Origin of the sequence: Salmonella enterica subsp. arizonae (genome assembly GCF_008692845.1) — a bacterium.
Classification (GTDB): Bacteria; Pseudomonadota; Gammaproteobacteria; order Enterobacterales; family Enterobacteriaceae; genus Salmonella; species Salmonella arizonae.
The window spans coordinates 150,913-172,646 of record NZ_VXJW01000003.1 but is presented as its reverse complement, the minus strand read 5'-3'; the positions used below and the strand labels follow the sequence as shown (position 1 = coordinate 172,646).

General features: G+C 52.8%; 19 protein-coding genes and 2 tRNA genes. 13 read left to right on the top strand and 8 right to left on the bottom strand.

The window, feature by feature from the left end:
* Positions 1 to 44: 44 nt before the first annotated feature.
* Both F4V61_RS08025 and F4V61_RS08020 read right to left on the bottom strand, forming a co-directional pair.
* Positions 45 to 437, bottom strand: a complete 393-nt coding sequence (locus F4V61_RS08025) for a MerR family transcriptional regulator (protein ID WP_000826519.1) — start codon at positions 435 to 437, stop codon at positions 45 to 47.
* Between the two features lies 1 nt (position 438).
* Positions 439 to 801, bottom strand: coding sequence for a MerR family transcriptional regulator (locus F4V61_RS08020; protein ID WP_000472037.1), 363 nt, complete (start codon positions 799 to 801; stop codon positions 439 to 441).
* A gap of 221 nt (positions 802 to 1,022) precedes the next feature.
* On the opposite strand from F4V61_RS08020, the gene F4V61_RS08015 reads away from it, so the two are divergent.
* The 3 genes from F4V61_RS08015 to F4V61_RS08005 all read left to right on the top strand — a co-directional run bounded on the left by F4V61_RS08015 (position 1,023) and on the right by F4V61_RS08005 (position 3,596).
* Positions 1,023 to 1,098, top strand: a tRNA-Ala gene (locus F4V61_RS08015).
* A 42-nt stretch (positions 1,099 to 1,140) separates the two neighbouring features.
* Positions 1,141 to 1,216: transfer RNA gene (locus F4V61_RS08010), tRNA-Ala, on the top strand.
* Positions 1,217 to 1,406: 190 nt separating this feature from the next.
* Positions 1,407 to 3,596, top strand: a complete 2,190-nt coding sequence (locus F4V61_RS08005; protein ID WP_080160998.1) for an EAL domain-containing protein — start codon at positions 1,407 to 1,409, stop codon at positions 3,594 to 3,596.
* A gap of 62 nt (positions 3,597 to 3,658) precedes the next feature.
* Here the strand turns inward: F4V61_RS08005 and nupC are convergent, their stop codons facing one another.
* A complete protein-coding gene (nupC, locus tag F4V61_RS08000) occupies positions 3,659 to 4,861 on the bottom strand; it encodes a nucleoside permease NupC (protein ID WP_000376338.1) in 1,203 nt (400 codons plus the stop codon).
* Positions 4,862 to 5,133: 272 nt separating this feature from the next.
* Between nupC and F4V61_RS22820 the strand changes: the two genes are divergently transcribed.
* Entirely contained in the window at positions 5,134 to 5,211 is a 78-nt protein-coding gene (locus F4V61_RS22820; protein WP_419146551.1) for a hypothetical protein, read from the top strand.
* Positions 5,204 to 6,445, top strand: coding sequence for an Nramp family divalent metal transporter (locus F4V61_RS07995; protein ID WP_024131801.1), 1,242 nt, complete (start codon positions 5,204 to 5,206; stop codon positions 6,443 to 6,445). The genes F4V61_RS22820 and F4V61_RS07995 overlap by 8 nt, the downstream gene beginning before the upstream one ends.
* 61 nt (positions 6,446 to 6,506) lie before the next feature.
* Here the strand turns inward: F4V61_RS07995 and ypeC are convergent, their stop codons facing one another.
* Together ypeC and mgrA are read right to left on the bottom strand one after the other, a co-directional pair.
* Complete coding sequence (gene ypeC / locus F4V61_RS07990) at positions 6,507 to 6,833, bottom strand: DUF2502 domain-containing protein YpeC (RefSeq protein ID WP_058344773.1); 327 nt, start codon at positions 6,831 to 6,833, stop codon at positions 6,507 to 6,509.
* Between the two features lie 113 nt (positions 6,834 to 6,946).
* Entirely contained in the window at positions 6,947 to 7,945 is a 999-nt protein-coding gene (mgrA, locus tag F4V61_RS07985; RefSeq protein ID WP_058819486.1) for an L-glyceraldehyde 3-phosphate reductase, read from the bottom strand.
* 179 nt (positions 7,946 to 8,124) lie between these two features.
* Here mgrA and F4V61_RS07980 point away from each other — a divergent pair, with 179 nt between their 5' ends.
* Positions 8,125 to 9,777, top strand: a complete 1,653-nt coding sequence (locus F4V61_RS07980) for an alpha-keto acid decarboxylase family protein (RefSeq protein ID WP_038395037.1) — start codon at positions 8,125 to 8,127, stop codon at positions 9,775 to 9,777.
* A gap of 19 nt (positions 9,778 to 9,796) precedes the next feature.
* Here the strand turns inward: F4V61_RS07980 and F4V61_RS07975 are convergent, their stop codons facing one another.
* On the bottom strand, positions 9,797 to 11,032 hold the full coding sequence (locus tag F4V61_RS07975; protein WP_038395039.1) for an ion channel protein: 1,236 nt from the start codon (positions 11,030 to 11,032) through the stop codon (positions 9,797 to 9,799).
* A gap of 204 nt (positions 11,033 to 11,236) precedes the next feature.
* On the opposite strand from F4V61_RS07975, the gene glk reads away from it, so the two are divergent.
* The 6 genes from glk to ptsP all read left to right on the top strand — a co-directional run bounded on the left by glk (position 11,237) and on the right by ptsP (position 18,714).
* Positions 11,237 to 12,202: a glucokinase gene (gene glk / locus F4V61_RS07970; protein ID WP_000170374.1), complete on the top strand. Its 966-nt coding sequence runs from the start codon at positions 11,237 to 11,239 to the stop codon at positions 12,200 to 12,202.
* A 260-nt stretch (positions 12,203 to 12,462) separates the two neighbouring features.
* A complete protein-coding gene (locus tag F4V61_RS07965) occupies positions 12,463 to 12,789 on the top strand; it encodes a PTS fructose transporter subunit IIB (RefSeq protein ID WP_000162760.1) in 327 nt (108 codons plus the stop codon).
* Positions 12,790 to 12,809: 20 nt separating this feature from the next.
* Positions 12,810 to 14,057, top strand: a complete 1,248-nt coding sequence (locus F4V61_RS07960; RefSeq protein ID WP_038395041.1) for a PTS fructose transporter subunit IIC — start codon at positions 12,810 to 12,812, stop codon at positions 14,055 to 14,057.
* A gap of 17 nt (positions 14,058 to 14,074) precedes the next feature.
* Positions 14,075 to 15,157 carry an aminopeptidase gene (ypdF, locus tag F4V61_RS07955; RefSeq protein ID WP_079827491.1) on the top strand — a complete coding sequence of 361 codons (1,083 nt, stop codon included), beginning with the start codon at positions 14,075 to 14,077 and terminating at the stop codon, positions 15,155 to 15,157.
* On the top strand, positions 15,157 to 16,197 hold the full coding sequence (ypdE, locus tag F4V61_RS07950) for an aminopeptidase (RefSeq protein WP_000365990.1): 1,041 nt from the start codon (positions 15,157 to 15,159) through the stop codon (positions 16,195 to 16,197). Before ypdF ends, ypdE begins: the two co-directional genes overlap by 1 nt.
* Before the next feature lie 21 nt (positions 16,198 to 16,218).
* Positions 16,219 to 18,714, top strand: coding sequence for a phosphoenolpyruvate--protein phosphotransferase (ptsP, locus tag F4V61_RS07945; RefSeq protein WP_000955498.1), 2,496 nt, complete (start codon positions 16,219 to 16,221; stop codon positions 18,712 to 18,714).
* A gap of 104 nt (positions 18,715 to 18,818) precedes the next feature.
* Here the strand turns inward: ptsP and F4V61_RS07940 are convergent, their stop codons facing one another.
* The gene (locus tag F4V61_RS07940; protein WP_001042955.1) at positions 18,819 to 19,673 is read right to left on the bottom strand and encodes an AraC family transcriptional regulator; all 855 of its coding nucleotides are present in this window, start codon (positions 19,671 to 19,673) and stop codon (positions 18,819 to 18,821) included.
* A 585-nt stretch (positions 19,674 to 20,258) separates the two neighbouring features.
* Here F4V61_RS07940 and alaC point away from each other — a divergent pair.
* A complete protein-coding gene (gene alaC, locus F4V61_RS07935; protein ID WP_079827492.1) occupies positions 20,259 to 21,497 on the top strand; it encodes an alanine transaminase in 1,239 nt (412 codons plus the stop codon).
* Positions 21,498 to 21,545: 48 nt separating this feature from the next.
* On the opposite strand, the gene ypdK is transcribed toward alaC, so the two are convergent.
* Entirely contained in the window at positions 21,546 to 21,617 is a 72-nt protein-coding gene (ypdK, locus tag F4V61_RS07930; protein ID WP_010723117.1) for a membrane protein YpdK, read from the bottom strand.
* Positions 21,618 to 21,734: the final 117 nt, after the last annotated feature.

The following is a 21,734-nucleotide window of genomic DNA, read 5'->3' as shown; positions in this document are numbered from 1 at the left end:
AAACAGAATAAACGGCAGGGAAGACGCCTGCCGTTTATTATTTGTTAGTCTGACGCATTGATACCTAAACGCGTCAGAAATCCGCGAATACCTTCTCGTGACAAAAACAGCGCCAGTTTTTCCTGTTCCTGAGCCGACATATTTTCAACGGCATCAATAATTTGACGATAAGCGTGACTGTGCGCCGCGTTGGCATATTCTGCAAAAGGTTCTTCCGCCTGATAAAACGCTGGCAGTTTGCGAAAAGCCGGAATGTTCAGAATAAATTCCCGCACGCCGGCATCAATATGGATGAGTCTTGCGCGTCCGCCTTTAACGCCGGGAAATTTTTCGGTCTTCCAACTTTGCTCTCTGATCCAGCGATTGACGGTTTGTCTCGCCACGCCGAGGCATTCAGCCAGCTCTTCAGTGGTCATTTTACTGCGTAATCTTTTCATATTATTTGCTATCGCGTATCCCTAAGCGTTGTAACAAACCGGTAATCCCTTCACGAACGAGGAGAGAGGTAAACTGTTTTTGCTCGGATGAGGTCATCTCTTTGGCGAGCGTCATGAGTAATGCTTCAAGCGACGCGTCGCTGGCAGGCATGAATGTGTCTGTATGGTGGTCAACCGAGCGTTCAGCGCTGCGGATATATTCACGAACCTGTTCATTTACATGAACAAGACGGGCTTTACCGCCCTGGACGCCGGGTTTGGGTGACGTCGCCCAGCCTTCTTTCCGTACCCATTTATTGATGGTTTGTCGGCTGTAACCGGTGAGATTAGCGAGTTCTTCTGGCGTCATCCGTTCCTTGAACATAGCGATTCCCTGAATAGTCGTGGGGTTAATTAGTGGTTCATTTTATAGCACCATTTTAGTCGAAACCGTGACGTGTTTAACTACTGAATGCGAGTTGTGCCGCAATGTTCTTTATTTGAATGCTTTTTCAGCGATTGAATTCGGCAAGTTCATTTTGCCGTTGACACATGCGAAGGGAATTCATATGATGCCGCCCGTCAACTCGACAAGCTTTACGTAATGGGGCTATAGCTCAGCTGGGAGAGCGCTTGCATGGCATGCAAGAGGTCAGCGGTTCGATCCCGCTTAGCTCCACCAAATTTACTCCCAATAAATTTGGCGTAGACGTAAAAGCATCGTGGGGCTATAGCTCAGCTGGGAGAGCGCTTGCATGGCATGCAAGAGGTCAGCGGTTCGATCCCGCTTAGCTCCACCAACATTCAAACCCTCGCTGTAACGCGGGGGTTTTTGCTTTTTTTCACAGCATTTATGGCTTCCAGTCTGCCCTTCGCTTTCGTTTGTTTGCCACTACTTTTGCCGTCAATGTGAGCTTTTGTTGGATTGCTTCACGGTACGAATATACTTATTATTCATGCTTCTTATATAATGATGTGAGCATTAAAGTAATGCCGGATAAGTGTAAGTTGCTAGAAAATATAAAAATATTTTTACTGGCACTCAGCCTGACCGTTCCGGCTATTCTTGTATCCCGTGTCATTTCTCCCCGCGCCACAATTGATTCCAGCTATATTTTTCTGGCTTGGCTACCGCTCTGCGTCATGTTTGCCGTTCTATTCTTATTTGGCCGCCGCGGCGTCGCGCCGATGGCAGGCGGAATGATGTTGACCAATGAATGGAATTTTCATTTGCCTCTGCCTCAGGCGATGGTGCTGTTATTTTGCCAGACTTTTCCCGTGTTGCTGGCTTGCGCCATAGTACGCTGGCAGTTGGGCGCTCGCTGGCGCTATGGAATACCGAACAAAGACATCTGGCTACGCGTCTTCTGGTTAGGGCTAATGACGCCGTTAGGCATAAAAATCAGTATGCATCTGGCCGGGCATTACCTTGCTTTCCCGGTGACAATTTCTACCTTTTTTGGCGCTGGTACCGCTATTTTCCTGATTGTCGATCTATTGAGTCTAATTTCTGCTGTGCTCATTTTTACCCTCTTTTTCTATTATCCAATGCGGATGATAGTCAGCCCGCACTATATTCGTATTTTCTGGCGCAGGAATGTCGCTCCTTATCTCGCCAAAGAAAAGCGCCTGTTTACGCTTATCTGGTTTGCGACGCTGGCGACGCTATTAACGGTACTGTGTACGCCTTTCGAGACAAAGTATATTGCTGGTTATCTGGTGCCAGTCCTGTTTATTGGATTTACCCTCGGCGTGGGGAAAATAAGCTATCCGCTGTTGAATTTTAGCTGGGCTATCACGACGTTGTTCCTGCTTATCTATAACCGCAATTTTCTGCAGGGCGTGGGCTCAGAATATTCACTGGCGTTCATTCTTTCGGTTCTCATTTCTTTTAGTATTTGTTTGTTATACATGGCGCGGATTAACCAGCGCAGCGAGTGGCTGAATCGACAATGGCACTCGCGGGCATTGACTGAACCGTTGACGCAATTGCCAAACCTGCGCGCGCTGGAGCAGTTTCTTTTACAGGGTGCCGGGCAAAGCGTGTGCTATTTACGCATGGAAAACCTGGAATTTCTGAGCCGCCATTACGGTATGCTGATGCGCGTTCATTGCGAACGCGAAGTGTTTCGCGCGCTGCAGCCGCTGCTGCAGGAAAAGGAGAAAGTTTTTCATCTGCCGGGCAGTGAGTTATTGCTGGTACTGGCAGGACCGGAGACTGAAGCCCGTCTGCAATATATGATCAATGTGCTTAATAATCGAAAAATCTACTGGAACAATACCGGTCTGGAAATGGAATACGGCGCATCGTGGGGGACATTTGATGGTCGCCAGGAAACCTTACAGCCGTTGTTGGGACAGCTAAGCTGGTTGGCGGAGCAATCCTGTTCGCATCGTCGGGTGCTGTCACTGACACATAGTATTGAAGCCGCTTCCGGCCAGACTACTGAGCGGGTGTTGCGGTTGCAGAAAATCCGTCAGGCGCTGGAGCGCGGCGCACTGGTTTTGTATGCGCAGCCCATCCGCGACGCGCAGGGAAAAGGATATGACGAGATTCTGACGCGGCTCAGATGCGATGAAGGTATCATGATGCCGAATCAGTTTATTCCGCTTATCGCCCAATTTAACCTGAGCGTGCGGTTTGATATGCAGGTGGTGGAAGCGCTTCTGCAATGGCTTTCCGCCCATCCTTCGGCGGAGCAGGGAGCGCGTTTCTCGGTTAATCTGATGCCGCTGACGCTGCTGCAAAAAGAGACAGCGCCGCGCATTATTCAGCTTTTCAAACGCTACGGCGTCCCGCCAGCTTCGGTCATCATCGAAGTTACTGAAGAACAGGCCTTTTCTCATTCCGAAATCAGTATGTACAATATCAATCAACTGCGTAAGTTTGGCCTAAAAATCGCGATTGATGATTTCGGCACTGGTTATGCAAACTATGAGCGTCTAAAACGCCTCAAGGCTGACATCATTAAAATCGACGGCTGCTTCGTAAAAGATATTCTGACGGACTCTCTGGATGCGATGATAGTGAAATCCATCACTGACTTAGCGAAAGCGAAATCGTTGAGCGTAGTGGCTGAGTTTGTAGAGACGCCTGAGCAGCGCGATCTGCTATTACAGCTTGGCGTAAACAGTTTGCAGGGATATCTAATTGGCCGCCCGCGCCCGTTAGGCGAGTAAGCGGCATAAAAAAACCGGGATATCCCCGGTTTCTGAATGAAAAAGCTAAAGCCGGCGCAGACTTACAGTACCAGCGCCGCGATAGAGGCGGACAGTACGCTCACCAGGGTAGAACCGTAAACCAGTTTCAGACCAAAACGGGAAACCACGTTGCCTTGCTCCTCGTTCAGGCCTTTAATTGCGCCTGCGATAATACCGATGGAAGAGAAGTTCGCGAAGGATACCAGGAAAACGGAGATAATGCCTACAGCGCGTGGAGAGAGGGTGGCGGCGATTTTCTGCAGGTCCATCATCGCTACGAATTCGTTGGAAACCAGTTTGGTCGCCATGATACTTCCTACCTGCAGCGCTTCACTGGACGGCACGCCCATTACCCACGCTACCGGGTAGAAGATGTAGCCCAGAATGCCCTGGAAGGAGATGCTGTGGCCGAACCAACCGGTAACCGTTGCGAACAGCGCATTCAGCGCTGCGATCAGAGCGATGAAGCCGATCAGCATCGCCGCGACGATAACCGCCACTTTAAAACCTGCCAGAATGTACTCGCCCAGCATTTCGAAGAAACTTTGGCCTTCATGCAGGTTAGACATCTGAATATTTTCTTCGCTGGCGTCCACGCGATACGGGTTAATCAGCGAAAGAACGATAAAGGTGCTGAACATGTTCAGAACCAGCGCAGCGACTACATACTTAGGCTCCAGCATCGTCATGTACGCGCCTACGATAGACATGGAAACGGTAGACATTGCTGTCGCCGCCATGGTGTACATACGGTTACGGGACATTTTGCCGAGGATATCTTTATAAGCGATAAAGTTCTCGGACTGGCCCAGGATCAGCGAGCTGACGGCGTTAAAAGACTCTAGTTTGCCCATACCGTTTACTTTGGACAGCAGAAAACCAATCGCGCGGATGACCATTGGCAGAACGCGGATATGCTGGAGAATACCGATCAGCGCGGAAATAAAGACGATCGGGCACAATACTTTCAGGAAGAAGAACGCCAAACCTTGATCGTTCATACTGCCGAAGACGAAGTTTGTCCCTTCGTTGGCAAATCCGAGCAGTTTTTCAAACATCTCGGAGAAACCTTTTACGAAGCCAAGGCCAACATCAGAGTTCAGGAAGAACCAGGCCAGTAATACTTCGATGATGAGTAATTGAATGACGTAACGAATGCGAATTTTTTTACGGTCGCTGCTAACTAGCAGTGCGAGTACCGCAACAACGGCAAGCGCCAGGACAAAATGAAGGACGCGGTCCATATTTGCTCCAAATATGAGGCAGGTTTAATTTTCGTGCACATTCTATGCAACAGGCGTAAAGAAAACGAGATCCAGCACACACTATAATAAGGAGCTGTGACGAGATTCAAAATTAGTGATCTGTAATACACTTTTACTATACTGAATATGAAAATGAAAAGTTATATCAGCGTGCTACAATTGTAAATGTAAGCCAAACTGTTCTGATACAGGTCGTCATCGTATCGGTCTATCGTTTCACACTATCAAAGTAATCACCCGTACCCATTGGAATGCACTTGATAATCATTATCAATAAACATAGCATAAAACATAGCAAAGGCTATGTTTTTGAGGCAAAAGATGACTGACAATCGTGTAGAGAATAGCAGTGGACGGGCGGGGCGCAAGCTAAGGCTCGCATTAATGGGACCTGCGTTCATTGCCGCGATTGGTTATATCGATCCCGGTAATTTCGCGACCAATATTCAGGCCGGCGCCAGCTTTGGCTATCAGCTACTCTGGGTCGTGGTTTGGGCGAACCTGATGGCAATGCTGATCCAAATCCTCTCGGCAAAGCTTGGGATCGCCACAGGCAAGAACTTGGCGGAGCAAATTCGCGACCATTATCCGCGCCCGGTGGTCTGGTTTTACTGGGTACAGGCGGAAATTATCGCGATGGCCACCGACTTAGCTGAATTTATCGGCGCGGCAATTGGCTTCAGGCTGATCCTTGGCGTCTCTTTATTACAGGGCGCGGTATTAACCGGGATCGCGACGTTTCTGATTTTAATGCTACAGCGCCGCGGTCAAAAACCGCTTGAAAAAGTCATCGGCGGTTTACTGCTTTTTGTCGCCGCCGCTTACATTGTGGAGCTATTTTTCTCTCAGCCTGATATGGCGCAGCTCGGCAAAGGAATGGTTATCCCGGCACTGCCGAACTCGGAAGCCGTATTCTTGGCCGCCGGGGTGCTTGGCGCGACGATTATGCCGCATGTGATTTATCTGCACTCTTCCTTAACGCAGCATCTGCATGGCGGAACGCGGCAACAGAGGTATTCAGCAACGAAATGGGATGTCGCCATTGCCATGACGATTGCTGGTTTTGTCAATCTGGCAATGATGGCGACCGCCGCTGCGGCGTTCCATTTTAGCGGCCACACCGGCATCGCCGATCTCGATCAGGCATACCTGACGCTGGAACCTTTGCTTAGTCATGCGGCGGCAACGGTGTTTGGTCTTAGTCTGGTAGCGGCAGGGCTTTCCTCCACCGTCGTAGGGACTCTGGCGGGGCAGGTGGTGATGCAAGGGTTTGTCCGTTTTCACATTCCGCTGTGGGTACGGCGTACCATCACTATGCTGCCCTCATTTATTGTGATTTTTATGGGGCTGGACCCTACCCGAATTCTGGTGATGAGCCAGGTGCTGCTGAGTTTTGGTATTGCGCTGGCGTTGGTGCCGCTACTGATTTTCACCAGTAACTCCACGCTAATGGGCGAGCTGGTGAATACGCGCCGGGTAAAACAGGTTGGCTGGATAATTGTCGTACTGGTCGTCGCCCTGAATATCTGGTTGCTGGTTGGAACGGTGATGGGATTGTCATAGCGGCTGAAAAGATAGCAGGCCCGATGCGTTGGCGTCATCGGGCTGTTATTCAGCAGGAGGCTTAGTGATGGTGTTTGTGACCCCGGCCTCGCCCGCGATGATCGTCACGATCGCGCCAGCCTTCCCGATAACCGCGTTCATACGCGTTACGCTTATCCCAGCCGCGATGATAGCCGTTGTCATGGCGCCACCAGCGATTTTTACGCCATTCATAATGGTTGTGCCAGTAATCCCGGTCGCGCCAGCGACCGCCGTCCCAGTAGTTACCGTAATCATCGCGATCGCCAATCTGTAATTTTATTGAGGGCAACAGGGTGATTTCACCCGCATTCGCGGCAAGCGGTGTAAAAGCCAGCAAGGCTGCCGCCAGAATCAGTGACCTGAACATACTTTCTCTCCTTCACGATCGAGCCGTAGCCGGCCTGTTAATGCAATATTACAAAGCAGTAAAGATTTGTTTCATCGCCTTAACTCTTAAATCATGAAGGAGAGCATTTTTTGCTAAAACCGACCGTCCAGAATCGCGTCAATTTCTGCACATTCCGTCGCTGAAAAACGGCGGTTTGCCAGCATTCCCACGGCATCTTCGATTTGCGACGGTTTGCTGGCGCCAATCAGCACCGAGGTAACGTTATCGTTACGCAGCACCCAGGCGAGCGCCATCTGAGACAATTTTTGGCCCCGTCGCGCAGCCAGTTCATTCAACTGGCGAACTTTTTCCAGTTTGTCGGCGGTAATCTGTTCTGGTTTAAGGAAACGGCTTCCGCTCGCCGCGCGGGAATCTTCCGGAATGCCATTCAGATAACGGTCAGTGAGCTGCCCGCCCGCCAACGGCGAGAAGGCAATACTACCGACGCCTTTTTCCTGTAACAGCGCCAGCAGCCCGTCCTCTACCCAACGCTCAAAAAGCGAATATTTTGGTTGATGAATCAGGCAGGGCGTGCCGAGATCCTCCAGAATATCGATAGCTTGTCTGGCCAGATCGGCAGGATAGTTAGAGATCCCCACGTACAACGCTTTGCCCTGGCGGACAAGGTGATCCAACGCTTTCATCGTCTCTTTAAGCGGCGTTTCGGGATCGGGACGATGGTGATAAAAGATATCGACATACTCCAGCCCCATACGTTTCAGGCTTTGATCGAGGCTGGCGATAAGGTATTTACGTGACCCCCAGTCGCCATAAGGGCCATCCCACATGGTATAGCCCGCTTTGGTGGAGATGACCAACTCATCACGCCACGGTAAAAAATCCTCCTGCAGAATGCGGCCAAAATTGCATTCTGCGGAGCCCGGCGGCGGCCCATAATTATTGGCGAGATCAAAGTGGGTAATGCCCAGATCGAACGCGCGTTGCAGCAGCGCCCGGCTATTTTCTACCCGTGTCGCATCGCCGAAGTTGTGCCATAACCCCAGCGAAATGGCGGGAAGTTTGACGCCACTGCGCCCGCAGCGGCGATATTCCATTGTGTGATAACGATTCTCATCGGGCTGATAAACCATAACCTTTCCCCCTTTGGCGTGAGTAACTAGTGTATACGGTGACACTCGCCATGCGGTATCTGGATTTTACGCCTCGCCACTGTAAACATTGTTTTCCAGGCTTTCATGCCCGTCGTGCTGGACAGCCATCGTCATTCCTTAATACTCAACATATTGTTAACGTCAGAAGGAACGCTGTCATGCAAAACCCCTACACCGTAGCCGACTATTTGTTGGACAGACTGGCCGGATGCGGCATTGGCCATCTTTTTGGCGTGCCGGGCGATTATAATTTGCAGTTTCTTGACCACGTTATTGATCATCCGACCCTGCGTTGGGTGGGATGCGCGAATGAGCTGAACGCTGCTTATGCCGCCGACGGTTATGCGCGCATGTCGGGCGCGGGCGCGCTGCTAACCACCTTTGGCGTGGGAGAACTTAGCGCCATTAACGGTATCGCGGGCAGCTACGCGGAATATGTGCCGGTATTGCATATCGTCGGCGCGCCCTGTAGTGATGCGCAGCAGAGTGGCGAATTGATGCACCACACCCTGGGTGACGGTGATTTTCATCATTTCTATCGTATGAGCCAGGCGATATCTGCCGCCAGCGCGATATTGAATGAACAGAATGCCTGTTTCGAGATTGATCGTGTATTGGGGGAAATGGTCGCCGCACGCAGGCCCGGTTATATCATGTTGCCTGCCGACGTGGCGAAAACAACGGCTATCCCGCCCACTGAGGCGCTTACGTTGCCCGCGCATGAAGCACAAAGCGGCGTGGAGACGGCATTTCGTTATCGCGCCCGCCAGTGTCTGATGGACAGTCGGCGCATTGCGCTATTGGCCGACTTTCTTGCCCGGCGTTTTGGTTTACGCCCTCTGTTGCAGCGCTGGATGGCGGAAACCTCTATCGCCCATGCGACGCTACTGATGGGAAAAGGGCTTTTTGATGAACAGCATCCGAACTTCGTTGGCACCTATAGCGCCGGCGCCAGTAGCAAAGCGGTGCGTCAGGCCATAGAGGACGCCGATATGGTTATCTGCGTCGGCACCCGTTTTGTCGATACCCTTACCGCCGGATTTACCCAGCAACTGCCGGCGGAACGCACGCTGGAGATTCAGCCTTACGCGTCGCGCATCGGCGAGACCTGGTTCAACCTCCCGATGGCGCAGGCAGTATCTACGCTGCGCGAATTGTGTCTTGAATGCGCTTTTGCGCCGCCGCCGACGCGTCCCGTCTGCCAGCCTGTGCAGATTGAAAAGGGAGAACTGACCCAGGAAAACTTCTGGCAAACCTTACAGCAGTATCTCAAACCCGGCGATATTATCCTTGTCGACCAGGGGACCGCCGCATTTGGCGCCGCCGCCCTGTCGCTCCCGGACGGTGCGGAAGTTGTGGTTCAGCCGTTGTGGGGATCTATTGGCTATTCCTTGCCTGCCGCGTTTGGCGCGCAAACGGCTTGCCCCGACAGGCGGGTGATTCTGATTATTGGCGATGGCGCGGCGCAGCTTACGATTCAGGAGATGGGCTCGATGCTACGCGACGGACAGGCGCCGATCATTCTGTTGCTCAACAATGACGGCTATACCGTAGAACGCGCCATTCACGGCGCAGCCCAGCGGTATAATGACATCGCGAGCTGGAACTGGACGCAGATACCCCAGGCGCTAAACGCGGCGCAACAGGCGGAGTGCTGGCGGGTGACGCAGGCTACCCAACTGGCAGAGGTCCTCGAACGGCTGGCGCGTCCGCAACGTTTGTCATTCATTGAAGTGATGTTGCCAAAAGCCGATCTGCCGGAATTACTGCGTACCGTGACCCGGGCGCTGGAAGCCCGCAACGGGGGATAATGGCCCCCGCTGCGCCGGATTAGGGCTCGTGACGGTTGGCGGCCAGCAACGGTTTTCCCGCCAGCAATAGCCAGGCCGGGAGCATCACAATGCATAGCAGCGGCAGCAGATTGGTATCTGGTACGACGACTGTCGCCATAAACAGACTGAGCCAGCCGTCACGCGTCACCACCAGCACTAAGCCAAGAATTGCGCAGGAGACGGTAATCGCTGCCGGTACGGTCTCAACGTGGGCATGGAGCATGAGTCCCAGCGCCGCGCCAATAAATACGGCCGGAAAAATGCGTCCGCCGCGAAAGCCGCTCGCCGCCGCGATGACCAGCGCGGTGAGCTTGACGATGGCTAGGGTAAAATAATCTCCCGCGCCCAGCGTCTGGCTAAATGCCATTTGTTGCATTTCGTCCAACCCTTTAAACAGGGTAAGCGGCCCGCCAATGACGCCCAGGATACCCAGTATAAAACCGCCAAAGCCGAGAATCAGGACCGGATTTTTCAGCCGGTGCAGTAACTCATGCAGACGTGGAAGGCACCAGACGGCGACCATTCCTGCAGCAATAGCGATCGCCGCGACGATCGCCCCGCTGGCAATGTCCATTAGTCGCATCTGCGTGTAATGGGCGATGGGTAACGAAAAATGCGGATGAAAGAACAGGCTGGTGGTTAGCGACCCCGCCGCTGCCGCCATTAACGGCGCAAACAGGCGATCCCACATGGGTGCATCGTTAGAACCGCTAAGCGTTTGCGAAAAAATCAGCGCCGCAGCGACGGGCGTGCCGAACAGCGCGCCGATGGTGCCCGCCGAGGCCAGAATCATCCAGTCTAACGTCGTGATACGCGGAAACAGGCGAGAGCCGAAAGCCACCGCCAGCGCGATATTTATTGTCATTATCGGATGCTCCGGCCCCAGACTTACCCCACCGGCAAGGCCGATGATTAAGGCGAGAAGCAGTCCTGGCAGTGCAGAGGGCGAGATCGGCATGCTGATTAACGGCTCGATGGCGGGATCGGGGCCTGCATGTCCTGGGCTGTAACGGATAATCAAACCTACCACGACCCCGGTTAGCGTGAGCATACCCACTATCCAGAACGGCGAATCATAAGCGATTCCGATGCTGGCGGGCAGTCGTTGCCAAAGAAATTGCTGAAAAACCGACGCGACTTTCATCGCGGCGATTAAAATCAGGCTTGACGCTACGCCAATAATCAGTGCAGGGAGCGACAGCAGCAGCATCGCTCGGGCACGCGGGTGGAACATAATCTCTTCCTTACACGGGGTCGTATACCTATTTTTGCACAGCCTGCCCAACGGCATTGCTGCAATTGGTGCTGAAACAAGAAAGTAATTCTGTGATGGAGATCTATATTTATAGGCAGTCAGCCTGATGGTCGTTGTTGTTATGCCCCCATGAATTTACAGTGTGACAAAGACTTATTTTGACTTTAGCGGAGCAGTAGAAGAATGACAAAGTATGCTTTAGTAGGAGATGTAGGCGGCACGAATGCGCGTCTTGCCCTGTGTGATATCGCCAGTGGAGAAATCTCGCAGGCCAAAACGTATTCTGGTCTGGACTATCCCAGCCTTGAGGCTGTGGTGCGCGTTTATCTCGATGAGCATAGCGTCAGCGTAGAGGATGGCTGTATCGCCATCGCCTGTCCGATTACCGGCGACTGGGTGGCAATGACAAACCATACCTGGGCATTTTCTATTGCGGAAATGAAAAAAAATCTCGGCTTTAGTCATCTGGAGATTATCAATGATTTCACCGCCGTGTCGATGGCGATCCCGATGCTGAAAAAAGAGCATTTAATTCAGTTCGGCGGCGGCGAACCGGTAGACGGCAAACCCATCGCGGTGTATGGCGCGGGAACCGGGCTTGGCGTAGCGCATCTGGTGCATGTGGATAAGCGTTGGATTAGCCTTCCGGGAGAAGGCGGTCATGTCGATTTTGCGCCTAACAGCGAAGAAGAAGCCATGATTCTGGAAATACTGCGCGCTGAAATTGGCCACGTTTCCGCCGAGCGCGTTTTGTCTGGCCCTGGGCTGGTGAATCTTTACCGGGCGATTGTTAAATCCGATAATCGTCTGCCGGAAAATCTGCGCCCGAAAGATATTACCGCGCGCGCCCTGGCGGATAGCTGTATTGATTGTCGCCGCGCGTTGTCGCTCTTTTGCGTTATTATGGGCCGATTTGGCGGCGATCTGGCGTTAACCCTGGGGACGTTTGGCGGGGTTTATATCGCAGGCGGCATTGTCCCGCGTTTCCTGGAATTCTTTAAAGCCTCCGGCTTCCGGGGCGGTTTTGAAGATAAAGGTCGTTTTAAAGATTATGTGCATAGTATTCCGGTTTATCTGATTGTCCATGATAATCCTGGATTGCTGGGCTCCGGCGCGCATCTGCGTCAGACATTAGGCCATATTTTATAATTAAGACAGGTATCGCCGGATGGCGGCGCAAGCGCTTTATCAACCTGCAAAGTGCGCCATCAGGCCGTTAAGAACTTTATTAGTAGTCTCAAACCGCGTCCCTTACGCGGTTTTTTTTCGCCTGTTACATGCTATGCCGACACGTGTCACATTTCTGTTTGGTGGAATTATTTATCCAGTAAAAGCATCATTCATCTGGTAACAATCATTGGCTTCTCACCGTCATAATTTCACTCGTTAACTATTACGAGGAAAATGTTATGACTAAAAAACTGATTGCCGTTTGCGCGTGCCCTATGGGTCTGGCCCACACCTTTATGGCGGCGCAGGCGCTGGAAGAGGCGGCGGTGGAAGCGGGATACGAGGTCAAAATCGAAACCCAGGGCGCTGATGGTATTCAAAACCGTCTTACGGCGCAGGACATTGCCGAAGCGACGTTAATTATCCATTCCGTGGCGGTAACGCCTGAAGATAACGAACGTTTTGAATCACGCGATGTATACGAGATCACGCTTCAGGATGCCATTAAAAATGCCGCGGGCATTATCAAAGAAATTGAAGAGATGACTGCCGCTGAACAACCGTAATTCTCGACAGGGATACAGATATGGCCATTAAAAAACGCAGTGCGACTATTGTGTCCGGCGTATCCGGCGCGGCAACAACCATTAAAAAAACCGAGGCCTCCCGCAACAGTTTCTGGGGCGAGTTACCGCAGCATGTCATGTCCGGTATTTCGCGCATGGTGCCGACGTTAATCATGGGCGGGGTGATCCTCGCTTTCTCGCAGTTGATTGCCTATAGCTGGCTGGACATTCCCGCCGACACCGGCATTATGGACGCGTTGAACAGCGGAAAATTCGCGGGTTTTAACCTCTCCTTACTGAAGTTCGCCTGGTTATCGCAATCTTTCGGCGGCGTGTTGTTTGGTTTCGCCATCCCGATGTTCGCCGCTTTTGTGGCGAACTCCATCGGCGGCAAGCTGGCGTTCCCGGCTGGTTTTATCGGTGGGTTGATGTCCACTCAGCCAACGCAGGTGCTGAATTTTGATTCGGCTAGTCTGCATTGGGTGACCTCCGCGCCAGTGCCGTCAACTTTTATCGGCGCGCTGATTATTTCTATCGTCGCGGGATATCTGGTGAAGTGGATGAACCAAAAAATCCAGTTGCCTGACTTTCTGCTGGCCTTTAAGACAACCTTTTTACTGCCGATTCTCTCTGCCATTTTTGTGATGCTGGCGATGTACTACGTGATTACGCCCTTTGGCGGCTGGATCAATGGCGGAATTCGCACTCTGCTCACCGCGGCGGGTGAAAAGGGGGCATTAATGTACGCGATGGGAATCGCTGCCGCGACCGCAATTGACCTCGGCGGCCCTATTAACAAAGCCGCAGGATTTGTTGCTTTCAGTTTTACCACGGACCATGTATTGCCGGTAACGGCGCGTTCCATCGCGATTGTCATCCCGCCGATTGGTCTGGGACTGGCGACTCTGCTTGACCGCCGTCTGACCGGTAAACGTCTGTTCAACGCGCAGCTTTATCCGCAGGGCAAAACAGCGATGTTCCTGGCATTTATGGGGATCAGCGAGGGGGCGATTCCGTTTGCGCTGGAAAGTCCTGTCACCGCCATCCCGTCTTATATGGTCGGCGCTATCGTTGGTTCGACGTTCGCCGTCTGGCTGGGCGCGGTGCAATGGTTCCCTGAATCGGCAATCTGGGCGTGGCCGCTAGTAAGCCATCTCAGCGTCTATATCGCAGGGATTTTACTGGGCGCGGTCATTACGGCGCTGATGGTGGTCTTCTTGCGCCATATGATGTACCGCCGTGGCAAATTGCTGATCGAAAGCCTGTGAAAATAAGGACCGATACCATGACGCGATTGACATCGCTTCGCCAATGGCTCAACGAGCGTCAATTAGATGCGGTACTGATCTCCTCGCGCCCGAACAAGCAGCCGCATCTGGGGATTTCCAGCGGCTCAGGGTTTGTACTGATCAGCCGTCAACATGCGCATATTTTGGTTGATGCTCGTTATTACGCCGATGTAAAAGCGCGCGCGAACGGGTATTGCATACATCTGCTCGGCGGGCAGCAGAGGCTGACGTCGCTGGTGAATCAGATTATCGCTGCGGAAAATCTGCAAACGGTCGGTTTTGAAGGCGCGCAGGTCAGTTGGGAGACGGCGCGTCGTTGGCAGACGGAACTGCGGGCGACCATGGTCAGTGTCTCCATTGACGCGCTGCGGCGTATTAAAACGGCGGCGGAAATCGATCGGATTCGTGAGGCGTGCCGCATTGCCGATGCGAGTGCGGAACATATTCGTCGCTTTATCGCGCCAGGCCAGAGCGAGAGGGAAATCGCCGCTGAACTTGAGTGGTTTATGCGTCAGCGCGGCGCGGAGAAAGCCGCCTTCGATACGATTGTCGCCAGCGGTTGGCGCGGCGCGCTGCCGCACGGTAAAGCCAGCGATAAAATCGTAGCGGCGGGGGAATGGATAACACTCGATTTCGGCGCGCTGTATCAGGGATATTGTTCCGATATGACCCGAACCTTTCTGATATCCGGCGCGGGCGCGCTGCAGGAGCATCCGCTGTTTCCCATCTATCACATTGTTCTTGAGGCGCAGCTTGCCGCCATTGCGGCTATTCGACCGGGCGTGCGCTGTCTGGCAGTGGATGCCGCCGCGCGCGACGTTATCGAACGGGCGGGATATGGCGAGTTTTTCGCCCATAACACCGGTCATTCTATCGGCATTGAGGTACATGAAGAGCCTCGCTTTTCACCTGATGACAACACCGTGCTCGCTCCGGGGATGTTACTGACCGTAGAACCGGGCATTTATTTGCCGGAGCAGGGCGGGGTACGCATTGAAGATGTTGTACTGGTCACGCCGGAAGGGGCGGAAGTGCTCTATTCCATGCCGAAAACCGTATTACTAACAGGAGTCGCATGATGGATTTGTCGTTACTGAAAGCGCTGTGCGAGGCGGATGCGATCGCCGCGTCAGAACAGGAGGTCCGTCAGATCTTACTCGACGAAGCGGATCGCCTGCATAAAGAGGTGCGCTTCGATGGATTAGGATCGGTATTGATCCGACTTAATGCCTCGGATGGCCCGAAAGTCATGATCTGTGCGCACATGGATGAAGTGGGATTTATGGTGCGCAGCATCTCCGGCGAGGGGGCGATTGATGTGCTGCCAGTGGGTAATGTGCGGATGGCGGCGCGTCAGCTCCAGCCGGTCCGTATCACCACGCGAGAAGAGTGCAAAATTCCCGGCCTGCTTGAGGGCGAACGCAGCGGCAACGAGGTGAGCGGACTGCGGGTGGATATCGGTGCGCGTTCTCATGACGAGGTGATACAGGCAGGGATTCGTCCCGGCGATCGTGTGACCTTTGATAGCGCGTTTCAGGTGCTGCCGCATCAGCGGGTGATGGGTAAAGCCTTTGATGACCGGCTCGGTTGCTATCTGCTAATCGCATTGCTGCGCGAATGGCATGATGCGGAATTACCGGCGGAAATCTGGCTGGCGGCCAGCTCCAGCGAAGAGGTGGGATTACGCGGCGGTCAAACGGCGGCCCGCGCCATTGCGCCGGATTTAGCCATCGTACTGGACACTGCCTGTTGGGCGAAAAATTTTGATTATGGGGCGGCAAACCATCGGCAAATCGGCCAGGGGCCGATGCTGGTGTTGAGCGATAAATCGCTGATTGCACCGCCAAAACTAACCGCCTGGATTGAGAGCATCGCGGCGCAGGCGGGGATACCGCTACAGTTGGATATGTTCAGCAACGGCGGAACGGACGGCGGGGTGGTACATCTGAGCGGCACGGGCATCCCGACGGTGGTGCTCGGCCCGGCGACCCGCCACGGACATTGCGCCGCCTCGATTGCCGACTGTCGCGACATTCTGCAAACACAGCAGTTGCTGTCGGCGCTGATTACCGGTTTTACGCGTGATACTGTGGCTCGCCTGACGGATTTCAGGTGCTGATTTCGCGCTAAAGGAGTCGTTATGTTAACAATTGAATTTCTCTGCCCGCTGCCTAATGGTATTCATGCGCGTCCCGCGTGGGAGCTAAAAGAGCAATGCAGCCAGTGGCAAAGTGATATCACTTTTATTAATCGTCGCCAGAACGTGCGGGCGGACGCGAAAAGTTCGCTGGCGCTTATCGGCACCGGTACGCTGTTCAATGATAGCTGCATGCTGAACATCAGCGGGCGTGATGAGGAACAGGCCAAACGATCGCTGGAGGTCTGGCTTGCGCACCATTTTATCGACAGCGATAGCGTACAGCCTGGGCCGGCTGAACTGGCGGCGCGTCCGCTGCCGCGATCGTTACTTCGCCTGAATCCAGATTTACTTTACGGTGACGTCCTGGCAAGCGGCGTGGGCGAGGGGATGCTGACGCTATGGCAGAGCGACAATCTGGAGGGCTACCGTACCATTCCCGCGAGCGCTGAAGATCTTACCCGTCTTGAAAATAGTCTGGCGACGCTGGCGGAACAGCTTAATCAACAGCTTCGCGAGCGTGACGGCGAGAGTAAAACCATTTTAAGCGCTCATTTATCGCTCATTCAGGACGATGAGTTTGCGGGGAACATTCGTCGCTTAATGGTTGAACGTCATCTGGCGCTGGGAGCGGCGATTATTGCCAATATGGAGCAGGTTTGCAGCCAGCTTTCGGCCTCGGCAAGCGACTATTTGCGCGAGCGGGTAAGCGATATTCGCGATATCAGCGAGCAGTTGTTACACATTACTTGGCCTGAAAAACAACCGCGTAATGCGCTGGTGCTTACGCGCCCTACCATTCTGGTGGCGGAAGACTTAACGCCCAGCCAGTTTTTAAGCCTCGATTTGCAGTATCTGTCCGGTATGATCCTGGAAAAGACCGGTCGGACGTCACATACCTTGATTCTGGCGCGCGCCTCCGCGATCCCGGTGCTTAGCGGGCTGTCTGCTGAGGCCATTGGCCGTTATGCGACCCGGCCTGCGGTGCTGGACGCTCAGTGCGGCGTACTGGCGATTAACCCGAATTCCTCGGTGCGCGGCTATTATGCCGTGGCGGAGAAGCTGGCGGATAAACGGCAACAGCGGCAGGCGTGCGATGCGGCGTTGCTTGCCTGTACGCAGGACAACCAGCGTATCGATATCGCGGCGAATATTGGCACCGCGCTGGAAGCGCCCGGCGCGTTTTCCAACGGCGCGGAAGGGATTGGCCTGTTCCGTACCGAAATGCTGTTTATGGATCGTGACAGCGCGCCGGATGAGCAGGAGCAGTTTGAAGCTTACCAACAAGTTTTGCTGGCGGCGGGCGAAAAGCCTGTGATTTTTCGCACAATGGATATTGGCGGTGATAAAAACATCCGCTATCTCAATATTCCGCAGGAAGATAATCCCTTTCTTGGTTACCGCGCGGTGCGCATCTACCCTGAATTTTCCGGGCTCTTTCGCACCCAGCTTCGCGCTATTTTGCGGGCCGCTGTTTTCGGTCACGCGCAGTTGATGATTCCGATGGTACATAGCCTTGACCAGATTTTATGGGTAAAAAGCGAGCTGAAAAAAGCGATCGCGGAGCTGAAAGAGGAAAGGCTGCGTCACGCGCAGGATATTCCGCTGGGGATTATGGTTGAGGTGCCGTCGGTCTGTTACATCATCGATCATTTTTGTGATGAAGTGGATTTCTTTAGCATCGGTTCGAACGATATGACGCAATATCTGTACGCGGTCGATCGTAATAATCCGCGCGTCTCGCCGTTGTATAACCCGATTACGCCATCGTTTTTACGCATGTTGCGGCAGATTATCCATGTTGCCCATGAACGAGGTAAATGGGTCGGCATTTGCGGTGAACTGGGTGGAGAAAGCCGCTATTTACCGCTACTTTTGGGACTGGGGCTGGATGAACTGAGTATGAGCAGCCCACGTATCCCGGCGGTGAAAAGTCAGCTACGTCATCTGGATAGCCAGGCGTGTCGGACGCTGGCGCGTCAGGCCTGCGAGTGCCGCAGCGCCCAAGAGATAGAAGCGTTGCTGAACCAGTTTGCGCCGGAAAAAGAGGTACGCCCGCTGCTGGCGCTGGAAAATATCTTCGTCGGCGAGCCGCTCAATAATAAGGAGCAGGTTATTCAGTTTCTGTGCGGCAACCTTGGCGTGAACGGGCGTACCGAACATCCGTTTGAACTGGAAGAGGATGTCTGGCAGCGTGAGGAGATTGTTACTACTGCCGTCGGTTTTGGCGTAGCGATCCCCCATACAAAATCGCAGTGGATTCGCCACTCGTCGATCAGTATTGCGCGTCTCGCCCAGCCCGTGGACTGGCAGTCGGAAATGGGTGACGTGGAGCTGGTGATTATGCTGACGCTTGGTGCGGATGAGGGGATAAATCATGTGAAGGTTTTTTCGCAGCTCGCCCGTAAGCTGGTGAATAAAAACTTCCGTCAGTCGCTGTTTGCCGCCAGTGATACCGACAGTATTCTGGCGCTGCTGGAAGCGGAGTTGACATTTTAACGTGGGTTAACAGACTGATGGCGCTACGCCTTATCAGGCCTACACGCACGAGTGATAATGTAGGCCGGATAAGGCGTTTACGCCGCCATCCGGCGAGGGGCCTGTTATTGAAACCGCGCGCCGTAATCCCCTGGCGTCAGACCAAACTGGCGCCGGAACAGACGGCAAAAATAATCGCTATCCTGATACCCGCAGCGCAGAGCGACTTCGTTAATCGGCAAGTGGTATTTCTGCAACACGATGCGCGCCTTCGCCATTCGCACCCAGCGAACATACTCTACAAAGCTCATCGTGCCATGCTGTGTAAATAGCCTGGACAGGTGATTGGCGGTGATATTAAAGAACTGCGCGACGCTTTCTCTGCTCAACGGCTGGGCGTAGTTATCCTGCACCCAGTTACAGATACTCTGATAGAGAAACTCGGTGCGTGGACGATAGATATCGGGGCGTGTATTCACCACGTTCCGGCACAAATGCAGGAGGCTGAGCACCAGTGGCTGAATAATATTCTGCTCCTGAGGCGAACGGCTTAAATGGGTAAGCGCGGTCAGCATTGCCTCGCCTTCGCCGCGCTGCAAGTGTGGCAATTCGATACGGCGCACCGGACGTAAAAGCGACGCTGTACGGTTTTCGTAAAATGATAACCCTAGCCAGGAGGGCGCGAATACCAGACTAAGCAGCATCACCGGTTTATCGCTCACCGGTAGATTCGCCGCACGGGCAGGGATAAACAACATTTCGCCTTCCGTCAGCCGACGTTGCGTTTTTTCCAGTTGATTACCATATTCCCCGCGCAGCACGATATCCAGCCGGGGCAGGTCGATACATAAACTGCCGGAAGGCAGGGTGGAGGGGTGGCTGGCAAACCATACGCGTCCTAACTGGTGTGGATTAAGCACCAGACCGCTAAACAGATCGGCAAAAAACTGTTGGTCTGCCGGTAAGTCTGATTTGTTCATTGCCGTTCCTGTGCTATAGATACCTCAACTAACTGAATTATTTAACTTTACTCCTGCTAAAGGAAAGATCAAACGCCAGAGCGTTGAGCCATAACATAACGGCGATCATCAATATTGGAAAATAGGGATTCACTTTACTGCACGTACCCGGATCGCTGCCTTATTTGTTGCATCACGCCAGATTGCCGAAAATGGTCCTTGCTCTCAGATAAATGTGCCTGAAAACTCCTCAATACGGCATGAATAAATACCATTGCTCTTAGTAAGGGCTTTAATTAAAGAGGAAAAACCACAAAATCAAAAGGGGATTATTTAAGATAAGGTTTATTGCTAGGAAATTATCGTCGGTAATATCGGATTTGGTAACTTCTATGATATCAACTTGTTAATTAATTGGTTTGTTTTACGCGATAACTGACAAACTTAAACGATGATTGTTCACTGTTGTTCCTCTTTTATGCCGCTAAAAAATATTTCCATTACCCTCTCGACAGGAAGAAAATTTTCAGGCTATTTTCTAAAGGAGCCACCATCGTGGCAACGTCGCTCGGACGGTCCGGGCGCTAACGTTAATCTGAGGATATTATGGCTGACTTCCGCCCTGATCGTCGTTTTACGCGTATCGATCGCCTTCCGCCCTACGTATTTAACATCACCGCTGAACTCAAAATGGCTGCGCGCCGGCGCGGCGAAGATATTATTGATTTCAGTATGGGCAATCCTGATGGCGCAACCCCTCCCCACATTGTTGAAAAACTTTGTACCGTCGCGCAGCGCCCGGATACGCACGGTTATTCAACGTCTCGCGGTATACCGCGTTTACGCCGCGCGATTTCTCACTGGTATCAGGAACGTTATGATGTCGATATCGATCCGGAAACCGAAGCGATTGTGACCATCGGTTCCAAAGAGGGGCTGGCGCATTTAATGCTGGCAACACTGGATCATGGCGATACGGTACTGGTGCCGAACCCCAGTTATCCGATTCATATTTATGGCGCTGTTATCGCCGGCGCGCAGGTTCGTTCGGTTCCATTGGTGGAGGGGGTTGATTTCTTCAACGAGCTGGAGCGTGCTATTCGCGAAAGTTATCCGAAACCGAAAATGATGATTTTGGGTTTTCCGTCTAACCCTACGGCTCAGTGCGTTGAACTGGAATTTTTTGAAAAAGTGGTCGCTCTGGCTAAACGTTATGATGTGCTGGTCGTACACGATCTGGCATATGCCGATATCGTGTACGACGGCTGGAAAGCGCCATCGATTATGCAGGTGCCCGGCGCGCGCGACGTGGCGGTCGAATTTTTTACCCTGTCGAAAAGCTACAATATGGCAGGCTGGCGTATTGGCTTTATGGTGGGCAATAAAACTCTGGTCAGCGCGCTGGCGCGTATTAAAAGTTATCACGATTATGGTACGTTTACCCCGCTTCAGGTGGCGGCTATCGCCGCTCTGGAGGGCGATCAGCAGTGCGTGCGTGATATTGCAGAGCAGTATAAACGCCGTCGTGATGTACTGGTGAAGGGGCTATATGAGGCGGGCTGGATGGTTGAAATGCCGAAAGCCTCAATGTACGTCTGGGCGAAAATCCCGGAGCAATATGCGGCGATGGGCTCGCTTGAGTTTGCCAAAAAGCTGCTGAATGAGGCGAAGGTCTGCGTTTCTCCAGGAATAGGCTTTGGCGATTATGGCGATACTCATGTACGCTTTGCATTAATAGAGAATCGCGATCGTATTCGGCAGGCCGTCCGGGGGATTAAAGCGATGTTCCGCGCCGATGGCGCGCTGTCGGCAAATCTGAAGCCCGTTGAGGCGCGTTCGGAGTAGAAAAGCAAACAGGAGCCCCGGGCTCCTGTTTTTCTCTGCATTGTACTTTTAAATCATCAGAGCGAAAGTACCGGCCCAAACGATGACCATAAATGAAATGCCCATAAAGAAATATTTCACGTTTCATCTCTCCGCGTACCTGTCGTACGCCTAAATGAACTAACACTTACCTGATTATAAAGAGTTGACGCCGGACAATACGAAATTGAGAATTATTCGTGTTTCAACTGCCTGCAT